Genomic DNA, 22074 nt, shown 5'->3' with positions numbered 1-22074 from the left:
GGTGCTGGCGGTAGCTGGTTTGCAATGATAACGCCAGTAACCGTATTGGTACTGGGCATTCTTGTTCCATTAGGGGTGATTGATGCTGAAGCGATGAGTTACGATCGTGTGGCCGATTTTGCCACCAGCTTTATTGGTGCACTATTTGTCATTGGAACATTAGCATTGCCTATGTGGCATGCAATGCACAGATTACACCACGGTATGCATGACTTAAAAATTCATATCGGTGTGGTCGGTAAAATTGCTTGCTACTTTATCGCGGCGTTAATTTCTGCATTGTCGGTTATTTTTGTATTTATGATTTAAATAACTCGACTTGTAAAAAAGGCCGATAAATCATCGGCCTTTTTACTATCTATAGATCTAGATAACTCAGATTATCTGAATCTCATTCAATATTAAAATTACTTAACACGACCAACATATTCTGCTGAACGGGTATCAACTTTAATCACTTCACCAATTTGAATAAACAAAGGTACACGTACTACGGCACCAGTTGTTAGGGTAGCAGGTTTACCGCCGGTACCTTGAGTATCGCCTTTCAGGCCAGGATCTGTCTCAGTAACTTCTAATTCAACAAAGTTTGGTGGCGTAACTGTAATTGGGTTGCCATTCCACAAAGTAATCATGCAAGTGTTGTTTTCCACTAGCCACTTTGCGTTTTCACCCACGGCTTTCTCATCAGCAGCAATTTGTTCGAATGTTTCTGCATTCATAAAGTGATAGAATTCGCCATCTGTGTATAGGTAATCGAGATCGATATCTAAAACATCGGCTAGTTCGAAAGATTCACCAGACTTAAATGTCTTCTCTAGCACCTTACCAGAAAGTAGTTTACGAATTTTAACACGGTTGAACGCTTGACCTTTACCCGGCTTAACATATTCATTATCTATGATTACGCAAGGCTCATTATCAAGCATTAATTTAAGACCACCTTTGAATTCATTAGTGCTAACTGTAGCCATTTTGTCCTCTTACATTTATTCGAGTTAAATTTTAATGTCGCATATCATAACCCGAAAAGCGGTCGCTGTTGAGCGAAACTGGATCAATGAATTAGCGAATGCGATCACTGATCCTGAAAAACTGCTTAATCATCTACAAATCCCAGTAGATAAATGGCCAAAAGATCAAAATGGTCATATTAGTTTTCAAGCAAAAGCTGCTTTTTCACAAAGAGTACCGATCAGTTTTATTGAGCGAATGGAAAAAGGGAATATTAATGACCCTCTACTTCGTCAAGTGCTGCCCATTAGCGAAGAATTAGTCATACACTCAGGCTATTCATCTGATCCGTTAGAGGAACAAGACAACGAGCAACCCGGAATACTGCACAAGTATAAAAACAGAGCATTATTAATACTCAAAGGCGGTTGTGCTGTTAATTGTCGTTACTGTTTTCGTCGTCATTTTCCATACAGCGACAACAAAGGAAGTAAATCCGTTTGGCAACACAGCATTGACTATATCGCTGCTCACACAGAACTCAATGAAGTCATATTGTCTGGTGGTGACCCATTAATGGCGAAAGATCATGAGCTACAGTGGCTTGTAGATCGCCTTTCCAATATTTCTCACATAAAGCGTTTACGAATTCATTCGAGATTACCTGTCGTCATTCCTTCACGCATAACCGATGAACTATGCAACATTCTTTCCTCAACACGTCTTAAAGTGGTTTTTGTTTCTCACATTAATCATACCAATGAAATTGATGACACCTTAATTTCAGCGTTTAAGCGATTAAAGAACAGCGATGTTACGCTGCTAAATCAAGGCGTATTATTGAAAGGGGTGAATGATTCTGTAGCAGAACAAGTTTCACTCAATGAGACTCTCTTTGATGCGGGAATACAGCCATACTACTTACACGTACTGGACAAAGTCCAAGGTGCCGCTCACTTCTATGTCAGCGATGCAGAAGCAAAAGCGATAATGGCAGAAATGATGACTCAAGTATCAGGTTATATGGTGCCGAAACTGACTCGTGAGATATCTGGCCGGCCAAGCAAGACTCCACTAGATTTGGGTCTAGAGTAGATGAACCTGTTTAGGCCAAGTCGATGGAACAAAGTAAGGACTACGATGTAAATTGAGTTCCTCATGTAAACAATTAATATGAGGAACTCAATGAGATTAGCTGTCGGTGCTCTCAAAGATCTTATCGGCAGAAGCGGCCACAAAACCTTGATAAAGTTGACCACTATTCATCGGATAACGACGAGCAAATTCATAGAAGCCACCCGGTACCAACTGTTGCTCTCCCGCGAACATCACAGGAACACGATCAGCCATTGTAGACGATTGTTCCAACAGAACCTCTGGCGATCCTTTGACTTCACCACCAGATTCGTTAATAGCGAAACCAGCTTTTCGTAAATGATCATTCACGCCTTTGACGGTTTCAAAATGAGATAACTGATTAACACTAACCGTGAAGTGGTTAGCGCCATAACCGTGAGCTGACAGCCATGCTGCATACTCACTCTCTTTTGCTAACGTTAAGTAGTCCTGATAGCTGATGTCCCATAAGCGTCCACCGTAAAGAAACTCACTACCCGTCAGTTTTTCAGCATCTATTTGAGCCACTAACTTAGCAACAATCTGTTGCAGCTCTTCAGAGCACAGTTCCACTTCCAATTGACTAATAAACACTTTAGGTTGATTTAAGTCTGGATGTTCAAAATGTTTCGCCGTCAGTTTTTTACTTTCAAAAACATAATCACCACACTCTTTATAACCCAAGGCTAAAAATGGCGCCGCCAAAGTTTCAATAGCCAATGGTGCATTAGAAAAGGTACGTAACGCAATGTGATCGTTAATAAGAGGTTCGCCCTCTTCTAACAGTTTATGTACCTGATTCGCTTCTGGACACAATCGTTCAATGTAGTCGTTCCATAAAGATTGGAATAACGCAGTTGGTGACATAGTAGTTCCCTTACTTTGTTCTATGAGTTAAAGGTTTATGGTACGACTGAATCCAAACCTATAAAAATTTATATCTCGACACCCGGGCTCAATGTAGCGGGTAATACGGTTTCCCCGCCTTCCATTGATGCCATTGGGTAAGCACAATAATCCGCTGCGTAATACGCACTCGGACGTAAATTACCAGACGCCCCAGGGCCACCAAATGGCGCATCGCCACTAGCACCGGTTAACTGACGGTTGCGGTTAACAATTCCGGCACGAATATGGTCAACAAAGTAATCCCACTCTTTGTCATCGGTCGAAACTAGACCTGCCGACAAACCAAAACGAGTGTCATTTGCCATTTCAACCGCACTTTCCAGATCTTGATAACGCACCACCTGCAAAAGAGGACCAAAGTACTCTTCATCAGGTAACTCGGCGATATTGGTTACATCAATAATACCCGGAGAGACAAAAGCAGCTTTGCTATTTTTCGCTTCAATTAAGCTTTCTCCACCAAGTTGCTGTAAATTCTTTTGCGCATCAATTATAAACTGTGCTGCAGCAGCAGAAATCTGAGGCCCCATAAATGGCTGAGGCTCAGCGAACGGTTGATCAACATTGATGTTTCTTGTGACCTCTAGCAACTTGCTCATCAACAAATCACCCTTGTCCCCAACAGGAACATAGAGACGTCGTGCACACGTACAACGCTGCCCTGCACTAATAAACGCAGACTGTACAATGGTATAAACTGTTGCATCCAGCTCGCCATACTGTTCAGAAATAACCATAGGGTTATTTCCTCCCATTTCTAGTGCCAGCATTTTATCCGGCTGACCTGCAAACTGTTTATGAAGAATATGTCCTGTATTTGCGCTGCCAGTAAAGAGTAAACCATCGATGCCTTTCGATTCGGCAAGAGAAATACCTGTCTCTTTCGCACCTTGGACTAAGTTAATCACACCATTTGGTAGGCCGACTTTTTGCCAAAGTTTCATTAGTAACTCGGACGTAGCAGGAGTCTGCTCTGACGGCTTCAAAACAACGGTATTGCCCGCTAACAATGCAGGAACAATATGTCCATTAGGTAAATGCGCAGGGAAATTATAAGGACCAAAAACAGCCATTACCCCTAAAGGACGATGACGAAGAACAACCTGGTTCCCCGCGACTTCTCGTTGAGCATGGCCCGTTCTATCATGATAAGCTCGTATAGAAATAGCGATTTTTCCAGCTACTGCTCCGGCTTCTGTACGTGTTTCCCAAATCGGCTTCCCGGTCTCTTTAGCAATGATCTGTGCGATTTCTTCACTATTGGCTTTCACCTCTTCAGCAAACGCCAGTACATATTCTTCGCGCTGCTCATAACTCAGCTTCTTCCACTGTAAGAAAGCGCCCCTAGCAGCCTTTACTGCCTGTTCTACTTGAGCAGGTGTTGCACTATCACCTTGCCAAACTACTTCGTTACTGTAAGGCGTTTTCGAATCTATCGCTTCGCCTTGGCCAGCAACCCACTGGCCTGAAATCCACTGAGTCATTAGAGTGTCCTTATTCTTTTTTTACTTGCAAAGAAAGCATTTGCAAAGAAATTGTTTACAAAAAAAGCGTTTATTGAGGAAGCATACGTACGTAGTCGCCACTATCGACTTCAAGAGCCGCTGCAACATCTTTCGCCAGTATCACTGTCTCCGATTCTTGATCGTAAGCGCCTTTTGCTGCCACACCTCTGAAGTTTTCAAAGGAAGTATTAACCAGCAAGTAATCCTGAGAACTGGAATGTTCAGAGATTTTCACCTTGGCTCTGAATGAGTGACGAACAGACTCAATATTGCGCATATCACATTCTACTGTTGGGCCTGCGTCGAAAATATCGACATAGTCTCGGCAAACAAAACCTTCATTTTCCAACAATTTCAGTGCAGGCACTGTGTTTTCATGCACCTTACCGATAACCTCTTGCGCTTCTTTACTGAGCAGGTTGATATAAATTGGCAATCTTGGCATTAAATCTGCGACAAACCCTTTTTTACCAATTCCAACGAGGTAATCAGCTAAGGTGAAGTCAATAGAGAAGAAATGGTCCTGTAGCCATTGCCAAAACGGCGAGTTTCCGTGTTCATCCGATACGCCTCGCATCTCGGCAAAAACAACTTTAGAGAAACGTTCCGGGTGTTCAGCCATCATTAAGAAGCGGCATTTAGACATCAAGCGTCCATTTAATCCACCACGGAATGCTGGTCTCAAAAACAGAGTACAAACTTCTGAACAACCAGTGTAGTTATTACCGAATGTCAGCAGTTTTACGACATTATTCACTCCTAACTTTGGTGAAGAGTGAACAATTTTACTGATGTGGTAAGTATAAAATGGCACATCCCAACCAATAGACGCTTCTATTCCCGTTGTTCCACCAATTTCACCACTTTCCGAATCAACACCCACCATTAAATAACCTTCATCGGATGGTTCGGTGACATTCTGTTTACTAAAACTCTCTACTGAATTCTTGATTCGATTGGTTAGTAGCTCTTCATTTACTGGCAGTGAGGTAAATCCGTGTCCTGATTCTTCTGCGCATACCCGAAGTGCTTCATAGTCTGTTTTTTTAATAGGTCTAACAACCAGCATTTTATACTCCTTTTGCTGTCGTAGATTTGAGGGGACGAGTCGAGTTGAAAGAGAAGCAAGGCGATGCCAAATGCAACGCCTTAGCTAATCAACTGATCGTTATAGCAGCCCTGCGATTGCTTTATCTAATCTGGATAACCCTTCTTTAATGTCATCATGACTGATGATCAAAGAGGGTGTGAAACGTACGATATTTGCGCCAGCCACAAGTACCATTAATCCTTCTTGACCAGCAGCAACCAACACATCTCGTGCGCGACCTTGCCACTGCTCATTGAGCACCGCACCAATAAGTAAACCCTTACCTCGGATTTCACTGAAAATGCCGTACTTTTCATTTATTTCGGTCAAACCTTGACGCAACAAGGCTTCACGCTCTGATACACCAGCCAATGTTTCCGGCTTGCTAACAATATCAACAACGGCTTCTGCTACCGCACAAGCCAATGGGTTACCACCATACGTTGAACCGTGAGTGCCCACTTTCATATGCGGAGCATATTCGTCAGTCGTTAGCATTGCACCAATAGGAATACCACCACCCAATGATTTGGCAGTACTTAAAATATCAGGAGTAACACCTAACCCTTCGTAAGCATAAAAAGTACCGGTACGACCAATGCCTGTTTGAACTTCATCAAAAATAAGCAGGGCATTATGTTTGTCACACAGCTCTCGCACGACTTGAGCAAATTCTGACGTCGGAGATACAATACCGCCTTCACCTTGAAGAGGCTCCATCATTACCGCACAGGTTTTATCTGAAATGTGCGCTTTAAACGATTCGATATCGTTATACTCTAAGTGCGTGACATCTCCCGGCTTAGGTCCAAAACCGTCTGAATACGCCGCTTGACCACCAACAGTTACTGTGAAGAATGTACGTCCATGAAAGCCTTGTTTAAACGCAATAATCTCAGATTTTTCACTACCAAATCGGTCTGCTGACACTCGACGAGCCAATTTTAAAGCGGCTTCGTTCGCTTCCGCACCTGAGTTTGCAAAAAAGACTTTGTCTGCAAAAGAAATATCCGTTAGCTTTTTAGCCAATCGTAGCGCTGGCTCATTGGTCATCACATTACTCAAGTGCCATAACTTATTGGCTTGTGATGTAATCGCATCAACCATGGCTGGATGACAGTGGCCAAGGCAGCTCACCGCGATACCACCCGCAAAATCGATATACTCTTTACCTTGTTGATCCCATATTCTGGAGCCTTCACCTTTTACGGGAATCACTTCCATTGGGTTATAGCAAGGAACCATAACGTCATCAAACCAACTGCGTTCGACTTTCTTTTCCATCTTTATTGCACTCCATATCGCGACCAAAGCTCATACGAATGTTAAATTCTATAAACTTAGTAATTTGTTGGTATTTTATTCTACCCCAGCATTGTATTAACAATTTATTAACCATTTCAATAGGCAGACGGTATTTTTTTGTTACTCATCATTCAAGGCAATGGTCGACTAGTGACCATTTATTCACTAATTTTTCATTGTCTATTTCGAATTTGTCGTATCTGCTAGTGAGTAATGCTAAGTATTCAGTAAACTAGCACATTTAATTAACATGTAAATGAATTGATGATGCATAATCTTTCATTATGAAAAATGATGTAAAAATTGTGAAGAGAATGATATTTTTTAAGAAATGGAGCGATAGAAATGGTATTAACGCTTTAAAAAGTTCGCTAATAGCTCGTGACCTTGCTCAGTTTTTATCGATTCAGGATGGAATTGTACCGCTTCAATAGCAAACTGTTTGTGTTGATAACCCATTATTTCTGCCACTGAGCCATCATCATTTTCGGTCCATGCTGTTAGCTCAAAAACATCAGGCAAACTATCTCGCTGCACCACTAATGAATGATATCGTGTAACAGTTAGAGGATTGTTTAACCCCAAAAACAGCCCTTGGTTATTATGTGTAATTGGTGAAGTCTTTCCATGCATCACCTTATCTGCACGAACAACCTTTCCCCCAAATACTTGAGCAATCGCTTGGTGTCCAAGACAAACACCTAATATAGGTAACTTCCCAGCAAAATGCTGAATAGCGTCAAGGGATATTCCGGCCTCATCAGGGGTACATGGTCCCGGAGAAATAACGAGATGGCTAGGATTAAGCTGTTCAATTTTCTCAATGGTAATCTCGTCATTACGAATGACATTCACTTCAGCCCCTAACTCACAAAAGTATTGGTATAGGTTGTAAGTAAAAGAGTCATAATTATCAATGATTAACAGCATAACATCCGGTTAAATGTCCATTAAGATAGGCGGTATTGTGCAGCAGAGATTTAGAAAGGCAAGAAAAAGATAGGCCCTTAATTGAACCTATCTTAACTTAAAGCTTATCTTATTTAGATAATAATTTATGGGCGAGTAACAAAACCCACGGCTTCATAGACCTTCTTAAGAGTAACAGCAGCACGCTCGGAAGCTTTATCTGCCCCCTTCTTCATGACCGAATCTAAATAAGCTCTATCTTCACGGATACGCTTATATTCAGCTTGGACAGGGGTAAGCATAGCAACGACTGCTTCAGCTACGTCGCCTTTAAGATGGCCGTACATCTTACCTTGGTAATCCGCTTCTATTTCAGCGAAGGTTTTGCCTGTCGCCCCTGACATTAAGCCCATAAGGTTTGCGATACCCGGTTTGTTTTCGATATCGTAAATAACACGCGGTGGATCTTCTGGGTCTGTTACCGCGCTTTTAATTTTCTTGGTAATCGATTTAGGATCTTCTAGCAAAGTGATTACGTTTTTACGGTTATCATCGGACTTTGACATTTTCTTGGTCGCATCTTGCAAACTCATTACACGAGCGCCTACTGTCGGAATGTACGGTTCTGGCACTACAAAGGTTTCGCCATAAAGATTATTAAATCGTGTCGCGATATCTCTCGCTAACTCTAAGTGCTGCTTTTGATCGCTTCCCACTGGAACTTGCTCTGCTTGATAAGCCAAAATATCAGCTGCCATAAGCACAGGATAATCATACAAACCCACATTAATGTCATTTGCATAACGCTGAGACTTATCTTTAAACTGAGTCATGCGGTTCAGCTCACCCATTTGCGTGTAACAGTTTAACACCCAGCCTAATTGCGCATGCTCAGGCACATGTGACTGAACAAATAGAGTGCTCTTCTCTGGCGTTACACCAACCGCTAAACAGATAGAGAGAGCGTCTAATGTGGCTTCATACAAGGCTTTAGGATCTTGACGAACGGTAATCGCATGTAAATCTACAACACAGTACTGGCAATCATAATCGTCCTGCATCTGTTGCCACTGGCGTAGAGCACCTAAGTAGTTACCTATACTTAGTTCACCTGATGGCTGAACACCACTCAATACAATCGGTTTGCTCATGATTATGATTCCTTTATAACTTCTTTTTAAAATGAATTGTTAGGGTCTGTATATGTCAATCAGAACGCTTCACGCGCATGAAGCAGTCGCAAGCGGCTAGAGATATACCCGAAAGATCAACAGACCTTATGCAGTGTACTCATTAACAAGTATTTTTCCACCACTGATAACAGATAATCCGCTATTTTATGCTAACAGCGTTAACAGCTCAGAGAGCTGGTCTGCAACAAAATCTGGATTAGCACTAGAAATAGGTTTTCCATGGTTATAGCCGTAGGTTAACGCAAATGACGGGCAATTAGCATTCTTTGCTGCTTGGATATCATGTTTCGAATCCCCGACCATTAGCATTTCATCACTGGTTAACTGATATTTTTCTAACAGCCAGTTAAGGGCAATTGGATCGGGTTTGCGTACAGGAAAATCTTCTCCACCAATCACGTCACTGAACAGATGTTCAATACCCTGTTGTTGCAAAATTTCGGGCACAAATTGAGACGGCTTATTGGTAACAACGGCAAGCTTATACCCTTTAGAGTGCAGCGTTTCTAATGTGCTTTTTACCTTAGGATAAAGATGGCTTTTCTTATGGCCACACTCCGCATAGGTTTTATTGAAGACTTCTCGTCCTTTAGCCAGTTCATCGCGATCCAGATCTTCACTAACGGTTATGCTGCGGCAAATGGCTCTCGATAGCAAAATCTCTACACCGTTACCAACCCAATGACTTACTTGTTCTTCCGTGATAGGAGGATAACCTAAAGCTTGTACAGCAGCATCAACACCAATGGTCAAATCAGGAACGCTATGCAGCAAGGTTCCATCGAGATCAAACGCAATAAGCTTTACTTTACTCAACGACATTTTCTACTCCATTCTTAGCAAAAAAAAGAGGCGATAATTCGCCCCTTCATTGCAGTTACATTACTTTTTTACTTGCGCCAACTCTTGGCGCATTAGGTCAATGACGGCTTTATAGTCTGGCTGACCAAATATTGCAGATCCCGCCACAAACATATCTGCACCTGCTTCAGCAATTTCGCGGATATTATCAACTTTCACACCACCGTCCACTTCTAAACGTATGTTACGTCCAGAGGCGTTAATTCGTTGACGAATATCAGCCAGTTTATCAAGAGAGGAAGGGATAAAAGATTGACCGCCAAAACCTGGGTTCACTGACATTAAAAGAATCATATCAATTTTATCCATTACATAATCTAAATAATGTAATGGTGTGGCTGGGTTAAACACTACTCCCGCCTGACAACCGCACTCTTTGATCAACTGCAAGCTACGGTCTAAGTGATCTGTTGCTTCAGCGTGAATTGTAATCATTGTCGCACCTGCATCCGCAAAATCCGGGATGAGTCGATCCACCGGTTTTACCATCAAATGCACGTCAATTGGTGCGGTAATACCATAGTCACGTAACGCTTTACAAATAGGAGCACCAAAAGAAAGGTTTGGAACAAAATGATTGTCCATCACATCAAAGTGAATTACATCTGCACCAGCATTAATTACGCGCTCAACATCCTCACCTAAGCGAGCAAAGTCAGCAGATAAAATGGAAGGTGCAATTAGAAAGTCTTTCATATCGGGTCTCTTGAGTGATGGGCAAAATATGCTCACGATTCTACCGAATGAATGTCAAAGATCCTAGGGGGCAATAGCGCTTTAAAACGGATTTTATTGCAATTAAAGGTTAGCGCTTACACCAAGCTCATTTTAATACGTTCTGAATCCACCTTCTCTTTGGCTTCAAACAGAGCAAAAAGCTCATTGACTTTGGTTCGACCTGAGCCATTACGACTAATGGTTCTTTTTACCTGAATGGTCTCTAAACTTGCCCCTTTATAGAGCCGTCTAGTATGAGCGGTGTCGTGATTGGAAATAAGAACTGGCACTCCCCTCACCTTCGCTGTTTTCTCTGAGATTTCGGCCAAATTGGCTTGATCGTCTAAAGTAAAACCATTACCTGCATATGAGGTAAAATTAGCGGTTCGAGATAACGGAGCATAAGGAGGATCACAATATATTACGCTGCCTTTTCGCGCTCTAGAAAAGGTGTCAGCATAACCTTCACAGACAAAAGTGGCTTTTTTCGCTTTTTCAGCAAAGAAGATCATCTCTTTTTCTGGAAAGTAAGGCTTTTTATAAGAACCAAAAGGAACGTTAAAACCGCCTTTTTTGTTATAACGGCATAAACCATTAAAACCATAGCGATTCATGTATAGGAAGGCTAATGACCGAAACCAGATATCATCTGTCGCATTAAACTGAGCCCGAGTATCCAGATAAAATTCTCTGTTGTTGGTTTCAGGTTGGAAGAATCGTTTAGACTCTTCAATCACTTTTTCTGGCTCTGTTTTTAATAGGTTATAAAGATTAATTAAATCTTTATTAATATCGGCAAGCAGATATTCATCATAATCAGAATTCAAAAAAACTGAACCTGCTCCAACAAACGGTTCAATTAGCTTTCTTGCTGGTGGCAAGTGACGCTGAATGTCCTCAACGAGGCCATACTTGCCTCCTGCCCATTTAAGAAAGGCGCGTTGCTTTTTCATTTACTGCTCTAACCACCAACAAAAAAAGAAGATGCGGAATGTAACACATTTTATCCCTAAGCTCAGCGCTAATTTGCAAGTTCAATCTCTCTATGAACTTGCAGCATGGATTTTGCCCAAGGCTCCAGCAACTGAACCGACACAGGAAGTTCCACTCTTGCATTACGAGCAGCCTGAATCGTTGAAAAATCTTTATAAGTCACAATGTACCATTGAGTGTTATTTCTCAGCGTTGGATAGACTCTAACTTTATCCTGCAATGCATGTTTATCTATAAAGCTTTGCACATCATCAAGGGAGAGCAACGCTGCAAGTTGCAGAGTATAATTTCGATCAGATACCGCCAGCAACTCTTGCTTAGAAAATGAAAAAGTGACAAGAGGCGGGCTGTTCTCTTCACGTTCAACCTCCACACTCTCTAACGGCTGCTCAACGGTACTCGCGTCAGGTTCAGTCGTAATGACCACCGTTTCAGGAACAGCAATACTTTCTAAGCTCTCTTTGAGCAGTTGTTCATTTGCCGCCTTGTCTGTCGCTGCTTTAAACGCATCGTCAATCACTTGAGTATTAGCCTCTTCCCCTTCTAAAAGAGCATCAACAACCGTTGAAGGAACAACAACACGTTGGCCATCGTCAGATTGCCCTACTGACGCGACATTCTCTGGTATTGATGGAGGAAGGCCTGACTCATCGATTGCTCCTGTTAAAGCATCAGACGCCATAGATGTCTCGCTAGCTGCATGACCAACTTCTGCTGTCTCTGCTGTGCTCGCATCTTGATTATTTTCAGAAGAGTCTGTTGACAGTACCAGTTGTTCTCCCGTACTCGTCTCTTCTGTATTACTGGTGACCATCTGACTATCGCTCACGATGTCTCCCTCAGGCACGGCTTGAGTGAAGAGCCACAGATAACCCACTGCGATACATAAAAGCAGCACGAGTACTGCCACAGCAATTTTAATAGGTGAACCAATAATTGAGCGAATAATAATCCTTTTTTCCACTTTTCGTTCTCCTAACATCATTAAAGCACCCGGCAATGGTTGCGCCTTAGTTGCCTGAGTTCTAATTGCTTTTTTAGCATCTTCACCAGAGACATATTTAACAACCAATAGCTCAACAAACAGATCAACTTCGTTTTGAGAAAGTGATTCAACTTCCAGTGCTAACGGTTTTGTCTCTTGTCCGTAGCTTAATCGAGAGAGTACCGCATCTAATCTGTCGCCTTGGGTAAAGAGTACAACATTAATATTCCAAGCGGGGATTGCTTGAGCTTCTTGAACGAGTGTCCATAGCTCTGCTAATACCGTATCACTCAACATCTGAGCGTCATCGATCACTATGACGACATCACACGTCTGATCGGCCATCATTCGAGCAAAGCTATTTACAATAGTATCTTGTTCATTAAAAAGAGGATCAGGGACAATTTGGTTAAGGATAATGGCTCTTTTTTGAGCATCCGTCTGGCTAGGATGACACATAAGCAGAGATTGGTTTTTATCTTGTGACCAAGCCTCTAAATAACGCTGAGCTATCCATGACTTGCCTGAACCTTTGTTACCAGAAATATTGGTAAGATTAGAGCCAAAGCGAGTCAGCAGCCGCAATCGATCAAGCAGATCGATTTGTGACTCTAAATCCAATACACGCAACTCATGAGCCAAACTCATCAGACAATCCTATCGGTTAATAGTAGTGTTATTCATCAGTTGCGGCAAAAATCTATCGCTTGCTTGATGCGTTCATTTGCAACGTCTGCAACCACATCTGCACAACCAATTCCTGTAGGCAAAACAAGGCGAAGCTTACCAGATAATACTTTTTTGTCTCGCATCATATGCTTAAGAAAATCATCAAAAGACATTGAATCAGGAGTATGTACCGGCAACTTAGCGCGTTTTAATATAGAGATTATACGTTCAAATTGCTGCTGAGTAATCAATTCTTGAAGCAGAGCTGTTTTTGCAGCCATCACGGTGCCTGCAGACACTGCCTCGCCATGCAGCCAATTTCCATAGCCTAATTCTGCTTCAATAGCATGCCCAAAAGTATGCCCTAAATTCAGCAACGCCCGAATACCAGACTCTTTTTCATCTTTCTGTACAACTTCAGCTTTAATTTGACAACAACGAGCAATGGCATACACAAGCGCCTGCTCATCATGCTGGTATAATTTCTCTAAATTGTTCTCTAGCCAATCAAAAAACTCTGCATCATAGATAATGCCGTATTTTATTACTTCTGCCATACCAGCAGAAAATTCACGCTCTGGTAAGGTTGATAGGCAATTGATATCAATAATCACAGACTTGGGCTGATAAAAAGCACCAATCATGTTTTTGCCCAACGGGTGATTCACAGCGGTCTTTCCACCAACAGAAGAGTCAACTTGAGAGAGAAGCGTAGTAGGAACCTGAATGAAATCAACGCCTCGCTGATAGCACGAAGCCGCAAACCCCACCAAATCACCAATCACACCGCCACCAAGTGCCACTAAAACCGTATCTCTGGCAAAGTTACCTTCTAATAAGAAACTCATTACGGTTTCAAAGGTAGCTAAGCTTTTGTACTTTTCACCGTCAGGCAGTTGCAAAACTGAAACATCACAACCTTGTTGCTTGATCAGTTCTACTATTTTATCGGCATATAAGGGCGCAACGGTAACATTACTGATCACCACTACTTTTTGTTTTGAGGATAGAAAAGAAAAGTACGCCGAGTCATTAAATAACTCGGCGCCAATAGAAATAGGGTAGCTACGTTCACCAAGATCAACCGTGATCTGTTCCATGATCTGCTCTCCAGTCAAATGAAATTATAGAGCCTGATACAGGCTCTATCTTTCTTCTAGCATTTTTATGATTTGATTAGCTACTACTTTCGCACTTTGGTCGTCAGTGCGGACGGTGTAATCGGCAACTTCTTCATATAGAGTGTTACGCTCGCCAGCTAGAGATTCTAGTACTTCACGAGGGTCATCCGTTTGTAAAAGAGGACGCTTTTTATCACGATTTGTACGCGCTAATTGTTTTTCTATTGTTGTTTCAAGATATACAACAATACCACGCGCAGATAGGCGATTACGGTTATCTTTACTTTTTACAGAACCGCCGCCTGTTGCCAGAACAATACCTTGTTGTTCAGTCAGGTCGTTTATTACGGTCTCTTCGCGTTTGCGGAAACCATCTTCACCTTCAACATCAAAAACCCAAGCAATGTCCGCTCCGGTACGCTCTTCGATTACAGTATCTGAATCTAAGAACTCCATATGCAGTTGCTGAGCTAGATGTCTACCAATTGTACTTTTGCCGGCACCCATAGGACCAACAAGAAAAATATTACGTTTCTCGGCCATGTTAAGCAGTAATTTACAACGTTAATTCAATGAAATCGCCACAAAGATAGTCCGCTAATTTAATAGCCCTCACTATTCAAGTGACACCAATTCCTCACAGTTAAGTCGTGATAAGACCCGAAATTATCTAGATATGATGCCATTAATGCAACTTTATTTTGTATTGAGAGGACTATTTGTAGTAGAAAAAAACACTAAAACACCCCTACACGCCATATGACACATGGCTTAGCGCATTTTTTATCGCCTACGGAAAAATCACTTTTGGAGTAACAAAAATCAATAATTCTCGCTTATCTACTTTTTCCGACTGCCGTTTAAATAGATGCCCGAGTACGGGAATATCACCAAGTAGTGGCACTTTATCTACCATTGATAACATGCTGTGCTGAAAAACCCCACCCAATACAATCGTCTCTTCATTCTTTAACCATACTTGTGTCTCTAGCCTCTGAGTATCTATCGCCAGAGCTTCCCCTACCCCAGTTTTCACTACTTCACCAGGACTATCTTGTGAAATAAGCAGATCTAAAATAAGGCCGTTCCCCTCTGTTATCTGAGGTGTCACCGTTAAACTAAGTACCGCCTTTTTGAATGACACGGAAGTAGCACCACTTGATGTGGCTTCTTGGTATGGTATTTCTGTGCCTTGTTCAATATAGGCTGGAGAATTATTTGTTGTCACTATCCTTGGGCTGGAAATAACCTCAGCTTTTAGCTCAGCCTGCAGAGCTGAAAGCTCAAGATCTAGAAAAAGATCACCACTCAGCTTGGCTACCTTAAAGGCAAGCCTAGCTGAACTTGTCGACGTCGCGGCAAAATTCACATGCAGTGATGGACTCCTATCTAACGGTTCTGTCTGATCTATGCCATTTAGAGATCCACTATTACTGGTTGCCAAATTGGAGCTGCCGTCCGTTAAATCGGTCCCCCAGCGAGCACCTAACTCTTCTAGGTATCCCTGTTTAATTGATACAATCCGAGCTTCAATCTGAACCTGTTTCACGGGGACATCAATAAGGGCTAACCACTGTCGAAAAGCAGCTATATTGGCCGGAAGATCTTTTATTAATAAGGTATTGGTTCTTTCATCAACCGTCACACTGCCTCTCTCTGACAATATGCGATGGCGGCTATCACCATCTGTTTGCTTCAATAATGCCGCAATATCAGCGTAATGAATCTTTATAGCTTGCTGCTCTAATTCCACCAGCTGATTAAGACTGTTTTTCTGCTCTATTTTTCTCTTAGATAACGCTTCCAACTCTACATTAGGGGCGATTAACAAAATATTACCATCAACTTTTTTGCCAAGTCCCTTTAATTCTAAAATCGCATCGACAGCCTGTTCTGGCGTCACTCCAGTTAGCTCAATAGTGACCGAGCCTGTTACCGAATCAGAGACGATGAGATTATTTTCATCAAAACGAGCTAGCTGCTGTAGTGCATCTCTAACTAAAACATCATTGAAACTAAATGAGAGACGTTGATTACCCTCTGCCGCAACAACTAATGAAGCCTGCAATAGATAAGATGATAAACAGACAAGCAACCAACTATGTTTTGCCTTATGAATCAGCAAGATGTTTTTCCTCCGCCGTTGATAATATTTCTAAAACAAACGTTTTTTTGTTTATGCGACACTCAACTTGATTCCAAAAATGCTGCTCCAAACGAACATATTCCGGATGGATCTCTACTACTTTTATGTTCTCCAGTAACAGTTGCTTGTTCTTTGCTGCAAACACTCTCTGTTCCTCCCCCACACTTATTAGCGCCCACAGCTTACTGCCTCGGGTAATATATCCTCGATATTCAAAGTCGCTGGACGTTAACGAGCTCAACTCTAAATCAAACTGATGAAGCTCTGGATTGCAGCTATCTACACTATTTTCTGTTGGTCGTTGGGGTAAGGGGGAAAACAAGGATCGCCAGTTATATGGACGATACTTCACTTTTTCTTGCGGAGGGGTTATTAACTCATGATTAAAAGTCACTTCATTAGCACGACACTCTGCCAGTAGCAGCAAGGCAATCAACACCTCTTTGCCAAGCAGATGACGATGTATCATTGTGCTTCGAGTTTAGGTTGGTAACCATAACCAAGCGCCTCAAATACAATGGTGTTGTTATCACTGTTATATTGAGCCCAACGACTACGAGGAAAAGTAAGCAGCATTGATAAGTTCGCAATGTCCGCCAAAAACAGACCTACATTGTTCAACGTACCAATCACCTTAATTTCTAATGGCAATAGATAAAAATATTGCTGCTCTTCTTGCTGTTGCCATCGCAATCGCTGCAACGTTAATTTATGCTTGGTCGCCAAACGATGAATCAATACCAAGCTGTTGGCTTTTTGTTCTCCTGCTACTAGTAATGGCTGCTGCAATGCCACTAATTGCTCTATCACGGTTAACTGTTGACGCAGCTCTTCTTGCTTAACCATCTGAGTAGAAGAGTTAAATACTAATTGTTGTGCCTTGACTTGTGCGTCTAAGTTCTCCTTCACCTCATTACTTTGTTGCAACTGTTCTATTTTAGGCAAAAGCACAACAAAATAACTGAATAGAACAACCAAGATAAACAGAACAATGAAAGTCCGCTTTTTTAATGTTAATAGAGGAACAGGTAGCTGCTCTAACAACCGATGTAGTCTATACTTATCCATGCTAACCACCTTTTTCTTGAGCCTGTAACATAAGAGAAAAAGAGAGAGAGAACCGTTGATAATAGTGAGGAACTGGATCATCAGACTCAATAAACTCAAAATGAACGTTGTCTACAAGTAAGGAAGAGTGAAGAGTAGCCAGTAACATATCAGCAGCGTCGCTGCTTTCACTGCGTCCCTTAATTATCACACTCTCATCTTGATAGTAGATAGCATCGAGGTAAATTCGACTTGGAATAAGCTCTGGCACTAGATTCATGATCTCTACTATACGATTGCGCCTGATCTGCCTATCTCTTAACCATTGCCACTTATCAACCAGTTTGTCTCGCTGTTTACGGAGATTTGTATACTCAGCTCGTCTGCTGTTCGCATCAGCTAATTGCTTTCTCATTGCAACTGTAAGCTCCTCTTCTCTCTGTATCTGTGAGTTGAGGATGTCACCGTAAACTATTGCCCCAATAACAATTGTCATAATGAAGAATGAAAACAGAGTAAGTGAGCGCTTACCCTTATTACGCAACTTTTCTGTTCGCCATGGTAAAAAATTAATATCATGATGCATTGAATGTCCTCTTCCAATCAGCAGCATGAATAGCAATGGCGGTAGCTTGGACAAATCGATTGACATTATGCAGTGGTATTTTTTTTGCTATTTGAACTATCTTATTAAGCCTGACAGGGATAAATGTTATCTCACTGCTCTCAAGCAAGGTTTGACTGAGTGGGTTCGACATATCTCCCATAATAAGAACCCGATTTAACCCCAGAGAAGGAGGTGAAGAGTGCAGTTCAACAGAGTTGCTGGAAGCCAACGAAGACATTATCTGTTCAGATATCAAACGTACACTGTCATCTTTATCTTGGCTTCCTTTAAAAAAACATCGATACATAAAGTGAGTTTCAGACGCCACTATTAAAGTAATGCTGTCCTGATTAACTTCAATCATCACAGGAGAACAGTCATACTGCTGAGCGAACTTCTGTACTAACGCCCATTTGATCTGTTTTTCGTCGCCAATAAATACGGGGCGAAGTCTCGCTTCTATACAGCTTTTTCTTCTTAATTCTATTTCGGCTTTATGGGTAGCAAAAACATGATAGCGTACCGTCGAATCCAACGTCTCTTCAGCGGAGTTGCTTTTCACATAGTCAATGCAGAGCTCATTTAGAGGAAGAGGAGAAACGGAAGAAAAATGGTGATAAATCATCGCCTCTTCTTCTACGCTAGATAAATTTGACTCGATCTCTAGCTCTTTACAAAATACGGCGTTTTCTGGAATTGCCATGGCCACTTTTTGCGCTAAAATAGGTAATTTTCTTTTTAATTGTTGGAGTTTCTTAACAATTTCTTGATAATTGAGCTGATAATTATTAGAGAATAGCGGTGTGGTTGTAGTTAGTTCTTCACAACCAACTAAAATATCTCTTCCCTTATAGGAATGAACCACGGCTGCTCGCAAACAAAAGCGATCAATGTCAATTCCTGTCATTATGGTTTTACGCAATGTTGATAACTCCATAGAGTGAAGAGAGACGCTTGGAAGTAAAAAGTTAAATAAACGCGAATTAACGCTTTATGTTAATCTTGCATGTTAATGTATTAGAGTTCGTAGCATCACGACCTCAATCAATCAGGGATTTTTCGGTGAAGTTCATAAAGCGATTACTCATACTTTCAGTGATTTGCACAATTCTTGGCATAACCACTATTGTCAGCTTTTATTTTTATTTAAAGCCGCAACTTCCGGATGTTGCGACGCTTAAAGATGTGCAACTGCAAACGCCAATGCAGGTGTATAGCCGAGATGGCAAGCTCATTGCTCAGTTTGGAGAAAAACGACGAGTACCTGTTAGCTATGAAGAGATCCCTCAAAATCTAATCAATGCGTTAATAGCAACAGAAGATAGTCGCTTTTACGATCATTACGGTATTGACCCAATTGGTATCGCACGTGCTGCTGCAGTTGTCGCAATGTCTGGCTCCGCCAAGCAAGGGGCAAGCACCATCACTCAACAGCTGGCACGAAATTTCTTCTTATCTAATGAAAAAAAATTAATAAGAAAAATCAAAGAGATGTTTATTGCTATTCATATAGAGCAATTGCTTTCTAAAGAAGAGATTCTGGAGCTTTACGTCAATAAGATCTTCTTAGGTTATCGTTCTTATGGATTTGGTGCTGCATCGCAGGTTTACTTTGGCCGACCTTTAGCACAGCTCACGTTAAGTGAATTAGCAACGTTAGCAGGGATGCCTAAAGCACCGTCAACAATGAATCCTATTTATTCGATTCAACGTGCAACCAACCGCCGTAATGTCGTTCTAGGGCGCATGTTGGCAGAAAAATACATCACACAAGAGCAGTACACTGCCGCCAAAGAAGAGTCGTTAACGGGGCAATATTTTGGTGCTGAAATAGAGCTTAATGCCCCTTATGTTGCAGAAATTGCTCGTTCATGGATGGTAAAAAGATACGGTGAGGATGCTTATACTTCAGGAATGCAGATCACCACAACCGTAGACTCTACGTTACAAAAAGCCGCCAATGAAGCCGCTATTAATAATCTTCTCGCTTACGACGAGCGACATGGCTATCGAGGTGCAGAGCAAGAAGTATGGAGTGCAGGAAGTGCTGAATACTCTGAAGATGAGATGAAAAAACACCTTCGTCGCCAGCCTACCTATGGCAAGTTGCGTCCTGCAATTGTGGTATCCGTCACCAGTGATAGCGCCCAAGTGTATATCAAAAACCAAGGGTACTCAGAACTCAGCTGGGATGGTATTAAATGGGCAAGAAAATTCATCACAGATGAGAAACAAGGGCCTGCACCAAAAACGGCAACTGAAGTGTTATCTTCTGGCGAGCAAATATGGGTTCGTCCTCTAAGTATAACGCCAGTTGAAGGCACAGAAGAGAGCGATGAACCGCAACTAAGTTACCACTGGAAACTCAGCCAAGTACCCAATGCAAACACCGCATTTGTGGCCATCAACCCAGAAAATGGCGCAGTACTCTCTTTAGTGGGTGGATTTAATTTTGTTCATAATAAATTCAACCGAGCGACCCAATCTTTGCGTCAAGTAGGCTCAGGGATTAAACCATTTATTTACTCAGCAGCGATTGATAAAAAACTGACACTTGCCACCCTAATTAATGACGCACCAATTAACCAGTGGGATGAACGGGGTGGCACTGCTTGGCGACCTAAAAACTCCCCACCAACTTATATTGGCCCAACAAGAATGCGCATTGGTTTGGCTCAATCTAAGAACGTTATGGCGGTTCGCGTATTAAGAGAAGTTGGTCTGGATGACACAAGGGAATATTTAACGCGTTTTGGTTTTGAAAAAGATAAACTTCCTCGCTCAGAAACCATCGCCTTAGGTGCAGGAAGTCTTACACCGATTAAAATGGCACAAGGCTATTCCGTATTTGCCAATGGTGGCTACTACGTAGAACCGTTTTATATTTCTCGGGTAGAGGGACCATTTGGCGATTTAGAGTTTGAAGCAACACCGAAAACCATTTGTCAGAATGACTGTAGTGAAACAGTCGCTCCCCTTAACATGTCAGATACTTCTACTGAATCTGCTATGGCTAGCGATAGCGAACTTACAACCACTTTTTCCAGTGAAATTGCAGCACTGGATGAAACTGAAATGGAAGTCACACCAGCTGAAGAAGTTACCAGTCCATATGCACCGCAAGTTATCAGTGAACAAAATGCCTTTCTTGTTAGAGAAATGCTCTACAGCAATGTTTGGGGAGGCGGTAACTGGCGAAATGGTACAGGTTGGAACGGGACCGGATGGCGAGCTCAAAAACTGAAAAGAAGAGACATTGGTGGAAAAACGGGCACTACCAATGATGCCAAAGATGCTTGGTATAACGGTTACGGTCCAGGTATTGTCGCCACGGCTTGGGTTGGCTTTGATAGTCATGATCGTAAATTAGGCAGAACAAGCAGTAACAGCAACCTTTCAAAAGGTGAACAGATATCTGGCGGCGAAGCGGGAGCTAAAACCGCTCAGCCAGCTTGGGTTGACTTTATGCATGTAGCATTAGATGGTGTAACCGAGCAGAGAAAAGTGCTGCCTAACAATATCGTTCGCGTTCGAATCGATCGAGATAGTGGTCTACTGACAAGAAAATCGGATGAAACCACTATGTTTGAGTATTTTGAACAAGGCACTGAACCAATAGAATTTAATGAAGATTCGCGGGTAGACGAGTTAGATATCTACTCTGCAGACAGCGAACAAGGTGCTGAAGAGTCACTGTTTTAAACCGCGTTATACTCAAGTGACCTCAAGGTGCTTGAGTATATAGCATTAATTCCTTCATCATCGAGTAACACAGAGTCACTCTTGATGATGGAGACAAATACAGAGGTCAGCCCAATATAGGGCTGACCTTATTTTGTTAAATTGTATTAGTTCCGACTAGATCTGACACTTCAATTTGAAAAGAAGAGAGTTACCCACTTTGATTAAGGTGCTGAATCTTAAATCAAAGAAAAGAGGTAACTCTC

The 22074-nt window shown here is 41.9% G+C and carries 21 protein-coding genes; 3 read left to right on the top strand and 18 right to left on the bottom strand.

Annotated elements, in window-relative coordinates; translation table 11 throughout:
* The coding region (gene frdD / locus F0227_RS20955) for a fumarate reductase subunit FrdD (protein WP_171755206.1) at positions 1-309 on the top strand (309 nt) is incomplete at its 5' end.
* Positions 310-407: 98 nt separating this feature from the next.
* On the opposite strand, the gene efp is transcribed toward frdD, so the two are convergent.
* Complete coding sequence (efp, locus tag F0227_RS20950) at positions 408-974, bottom strand: elongation factor P (protein ID WP_171755205.1); 567 nt, start codon at positions 972-974, stop codon at positions 408-410.
* Between the two features lie 34 nt (positions 975-1008).
* On the opposite strand from efp, the gene epmB reads away from it, so the two are divergent.
* The gene (gene epmB / locus F0227_RS20945) at positions 1009-2049 is read left to right on the top strand and encodes an EF-P beta-lysylation protein EpmB (protein ID WP_171755204.1); all 1041 of its coding nucleotides are present in this window, start codon (positions 1009-1011) and stop codon (positions 2047-2049) included.
* Between the two features lie 96 nt (positions 2050-2145).
* Here the strand turns inward: epmB and F0227_RS20940 are convergent, their stop codons facing one another.
* The 17 genes from F0227_RS20940 to pilM form a co-directional block, all read right to left on the bottom strand.
* The gene (locus tag F0227_RS20940; RefSeq protein ID WP_171755203.1) at positions 2146-2937 is read right to left on the bottom strand and encodes a DUF1338 domain-containing protein; all 792 of its coding nucleotides are present in this window, start codon (positions 2935-2937) and stop codon (positions 2146-2148) included.
* 68 nt (positions 2938-3005) lie between these two features.
* Positions 3006-4463: a succinylglutamate-semialdehyde dehydrogenase gene (astD, locus tag F0227_RS20935; RefSeq protein ID WP_171755202.1), complete on the bottom strand. Its 1458-nt coding sequence runs from the start codon at positions 4461-4463 to the stop codon at positions 3006-3008.
* 70 nt (positions 4464-4533) lie between these two features.
* The gene (astA, locus tag F0227_RS20930; protein WP_171755201.1) at positions 4534-5553 is read right to left on the bottom strand and encodes an arginine N-succinyltransferase; all 1020 of its coding nucleotides are present in this window, start codon (positions 5551-5553) and stop codon (positions 4534-4536) included.
* A gap of 99 nt (positions 5554-5652) precedes the next feature.
* Positions 5653-6864 (bottom strand): acetylornithine/succinyldiaminopimelate transaminase, encoded by a 1212-nt coding sequence (locus F0227_RS20925; RefSeq protein WP_171755207.1) that lies wholly within the window; start codon positions 6862-6864, stop codon positions 5653-5655.
* A 366-nt stretch (positions 6865-7230) separates the two neighbouring features.
* A complete protein-coding gene (locus F0227_RS20920) occupies positions 7231-7809 on the bottom strand; it encodes an aminodeoxychorismate/anthranilate synthase component II (RefSeq protein WP_171755200.1) in 579 nt (192 codons plus the stop codon).
* 125 nt (positions 7810-7934) lie between these two features.
* Positions 7935-8939, bottom strand: a complete 1005-nt coding sequence (gene trpS / locus F0227_RS20915) for a tryptophan--tRNA ligase (RefSeq protein WP_171755199.1) — start codon at positions 8937-8939, stop codon at positions 7935-7937.
* Positions 8940-9125: 186 nt separating this feature from the next.
* Positions 9126-9797, bottom strand: a complete 672-nt coding sequence (locus F0227_RS20910) for a phosphoglycolate phosphatase (protein WP_253822146.1) — start codon at positions 9795-9797, stop codon at positions 9126-9128.
* Positions 9798-9863: 66 nt separating this feature from the next.
* Complete coding sequence (gene rpe / locus F0227_RS20905) at positions 9864-10538, bottom strand: ribulose-phosphate 3-epimerase (protein ID WP_171755197.1); 675 nt, start codon at positions 10536-10538, stop codon at positions 9864-9866.
* 116 nt (positions 10539-10654) lie between these two features.
* Positions 10655-11512 (bottom strand): Dam family site-specific DNA-(adenine-N6)-methyltransferase, encoded by an 858-nt coding sequence (locus F0227_RS20900; RefSeq protein WP_171755196.1) that lies wholly within the window; start codon positions 11510-11512, stop codon positions 10655-10657.
* A 68-nt stretch (positions 11513-11580) separates the two neighbouring features.
* Entirely contained in the window at positions 11581-13185 is a 1605-nt protein-coding gene (locus tag F0227_RS20895; protein ID WP_171755195.1) for an AAA family ATPase, read from the bottom strand.
* Positions 13186-13220: 35 nt separating this feature from the next.
* Positions 13221-14306, bottom strand: a complete 1086-nt coding sequence (gene aroB, locus F0227_RS20890; protein WP_171755194.1) for a 3-dehydroquinate synthase — start codon at positions 14304-14306, stop codon at positions 13221-13223.
* A 45-nt stretch (positions 14307-14351) separates the two neighbouring features.
* Positions 14352-14870, bottom strand: a complete 519-nt coding sequence (gene aroK, locus F0227_RS20885; protein ID WP_171755193.1) for a shikimate kinase AroK — start codon at positions 14868-14870, stop codon at positions 14352-14354.
* 247 nt (positions 14871-15117) lie between these two features.
* Positions 15118-16452 (bottom strand): type IV pilus secretin PilQ, encoded by a 1335-nt coding sequence (pilQ, locus tag F0227_RS20880; RefSeq protein WP_171755192.1) that lies wholly within the window; start codon positions 16450-16452, stop codon positions 15118-15120.
* Positions 16439-16942, bottom strand: a complete 504-nt coding sequence (locus F0227_RS20875) for a hypothetical protein (RefSeq protein ID WP_171755191.1) — start codon at positions 16940-16942, stop codon at positions 16439-16441. Before F0227_RS20875 ends, pilQ begins: the two co-directional genes overlap by 14 nt.
* Positions 16939-17541, bottom strand: coding sequence for a type 4a pilus biogenesis protein PilO (gene pilO / locus F0227_RS20870; RefSeq protein ID WP_171755190.1), 603 nt, complete (start codon positions 17539-17541; stop codon positions 16939-16941). The genes F0227_RS20875 and pilO overlap by 4 nt, the downstream gene beginning before the upstream one ends.
* Position 17542: 1 nt before the next feature.
* Complete coding sequence (locus tag F0227_RS20865; protein WP_171755189.1) at positions 17543-18106, bottom strand: PilN domain-containing protein; 564 nt, start codon at positions 18104-18106, stop codon at positions 17543-17545.
* Positions 18096-19049, bottom strand: coding sequence for a pilus assembly protein PilM (pilM, locus tag F0227_RS20860; RefSeq protein ID WP_171755188.1), 954 nt, complete (start codon positions 19047-19049; stop codon positions 18096-18098). Before pilM ends, F0227_RS20865 begins: the two co-directional genes overlap by 11 nt.
* Before the next feature lie 140 nt (positions 19050-19189).
* Between pilM and F0227_RS20855 the strand changes: the two genes are divergently transcribed.
* Positions 19190-21829 carry a PBP1A family penicillin-binding protein gene (locus tag F0227_RS20855; RefSeq protein ID WP_171755187.1) on the top strand — a complete coding sequence of 880 codons (2640 nt, stop codon included), beginning with the start codon at positions 19190-19192 and terminating at the stop codon, positions 21827-21829.
* Positions 21830-22074: the final 245 nt, after the last annotated feature.

The organism is Vibrio sp. 99-8-1, from assembly GCF_013114595.1.
GTDB lineage: Bacteria > Pseudomonadota > Gammaproteobacteria > Enterobacterales > Vibrionaceae > Vibrio.
This window is presented reverse-complemented; position numbering and strand designations above follow the sequence as displayed.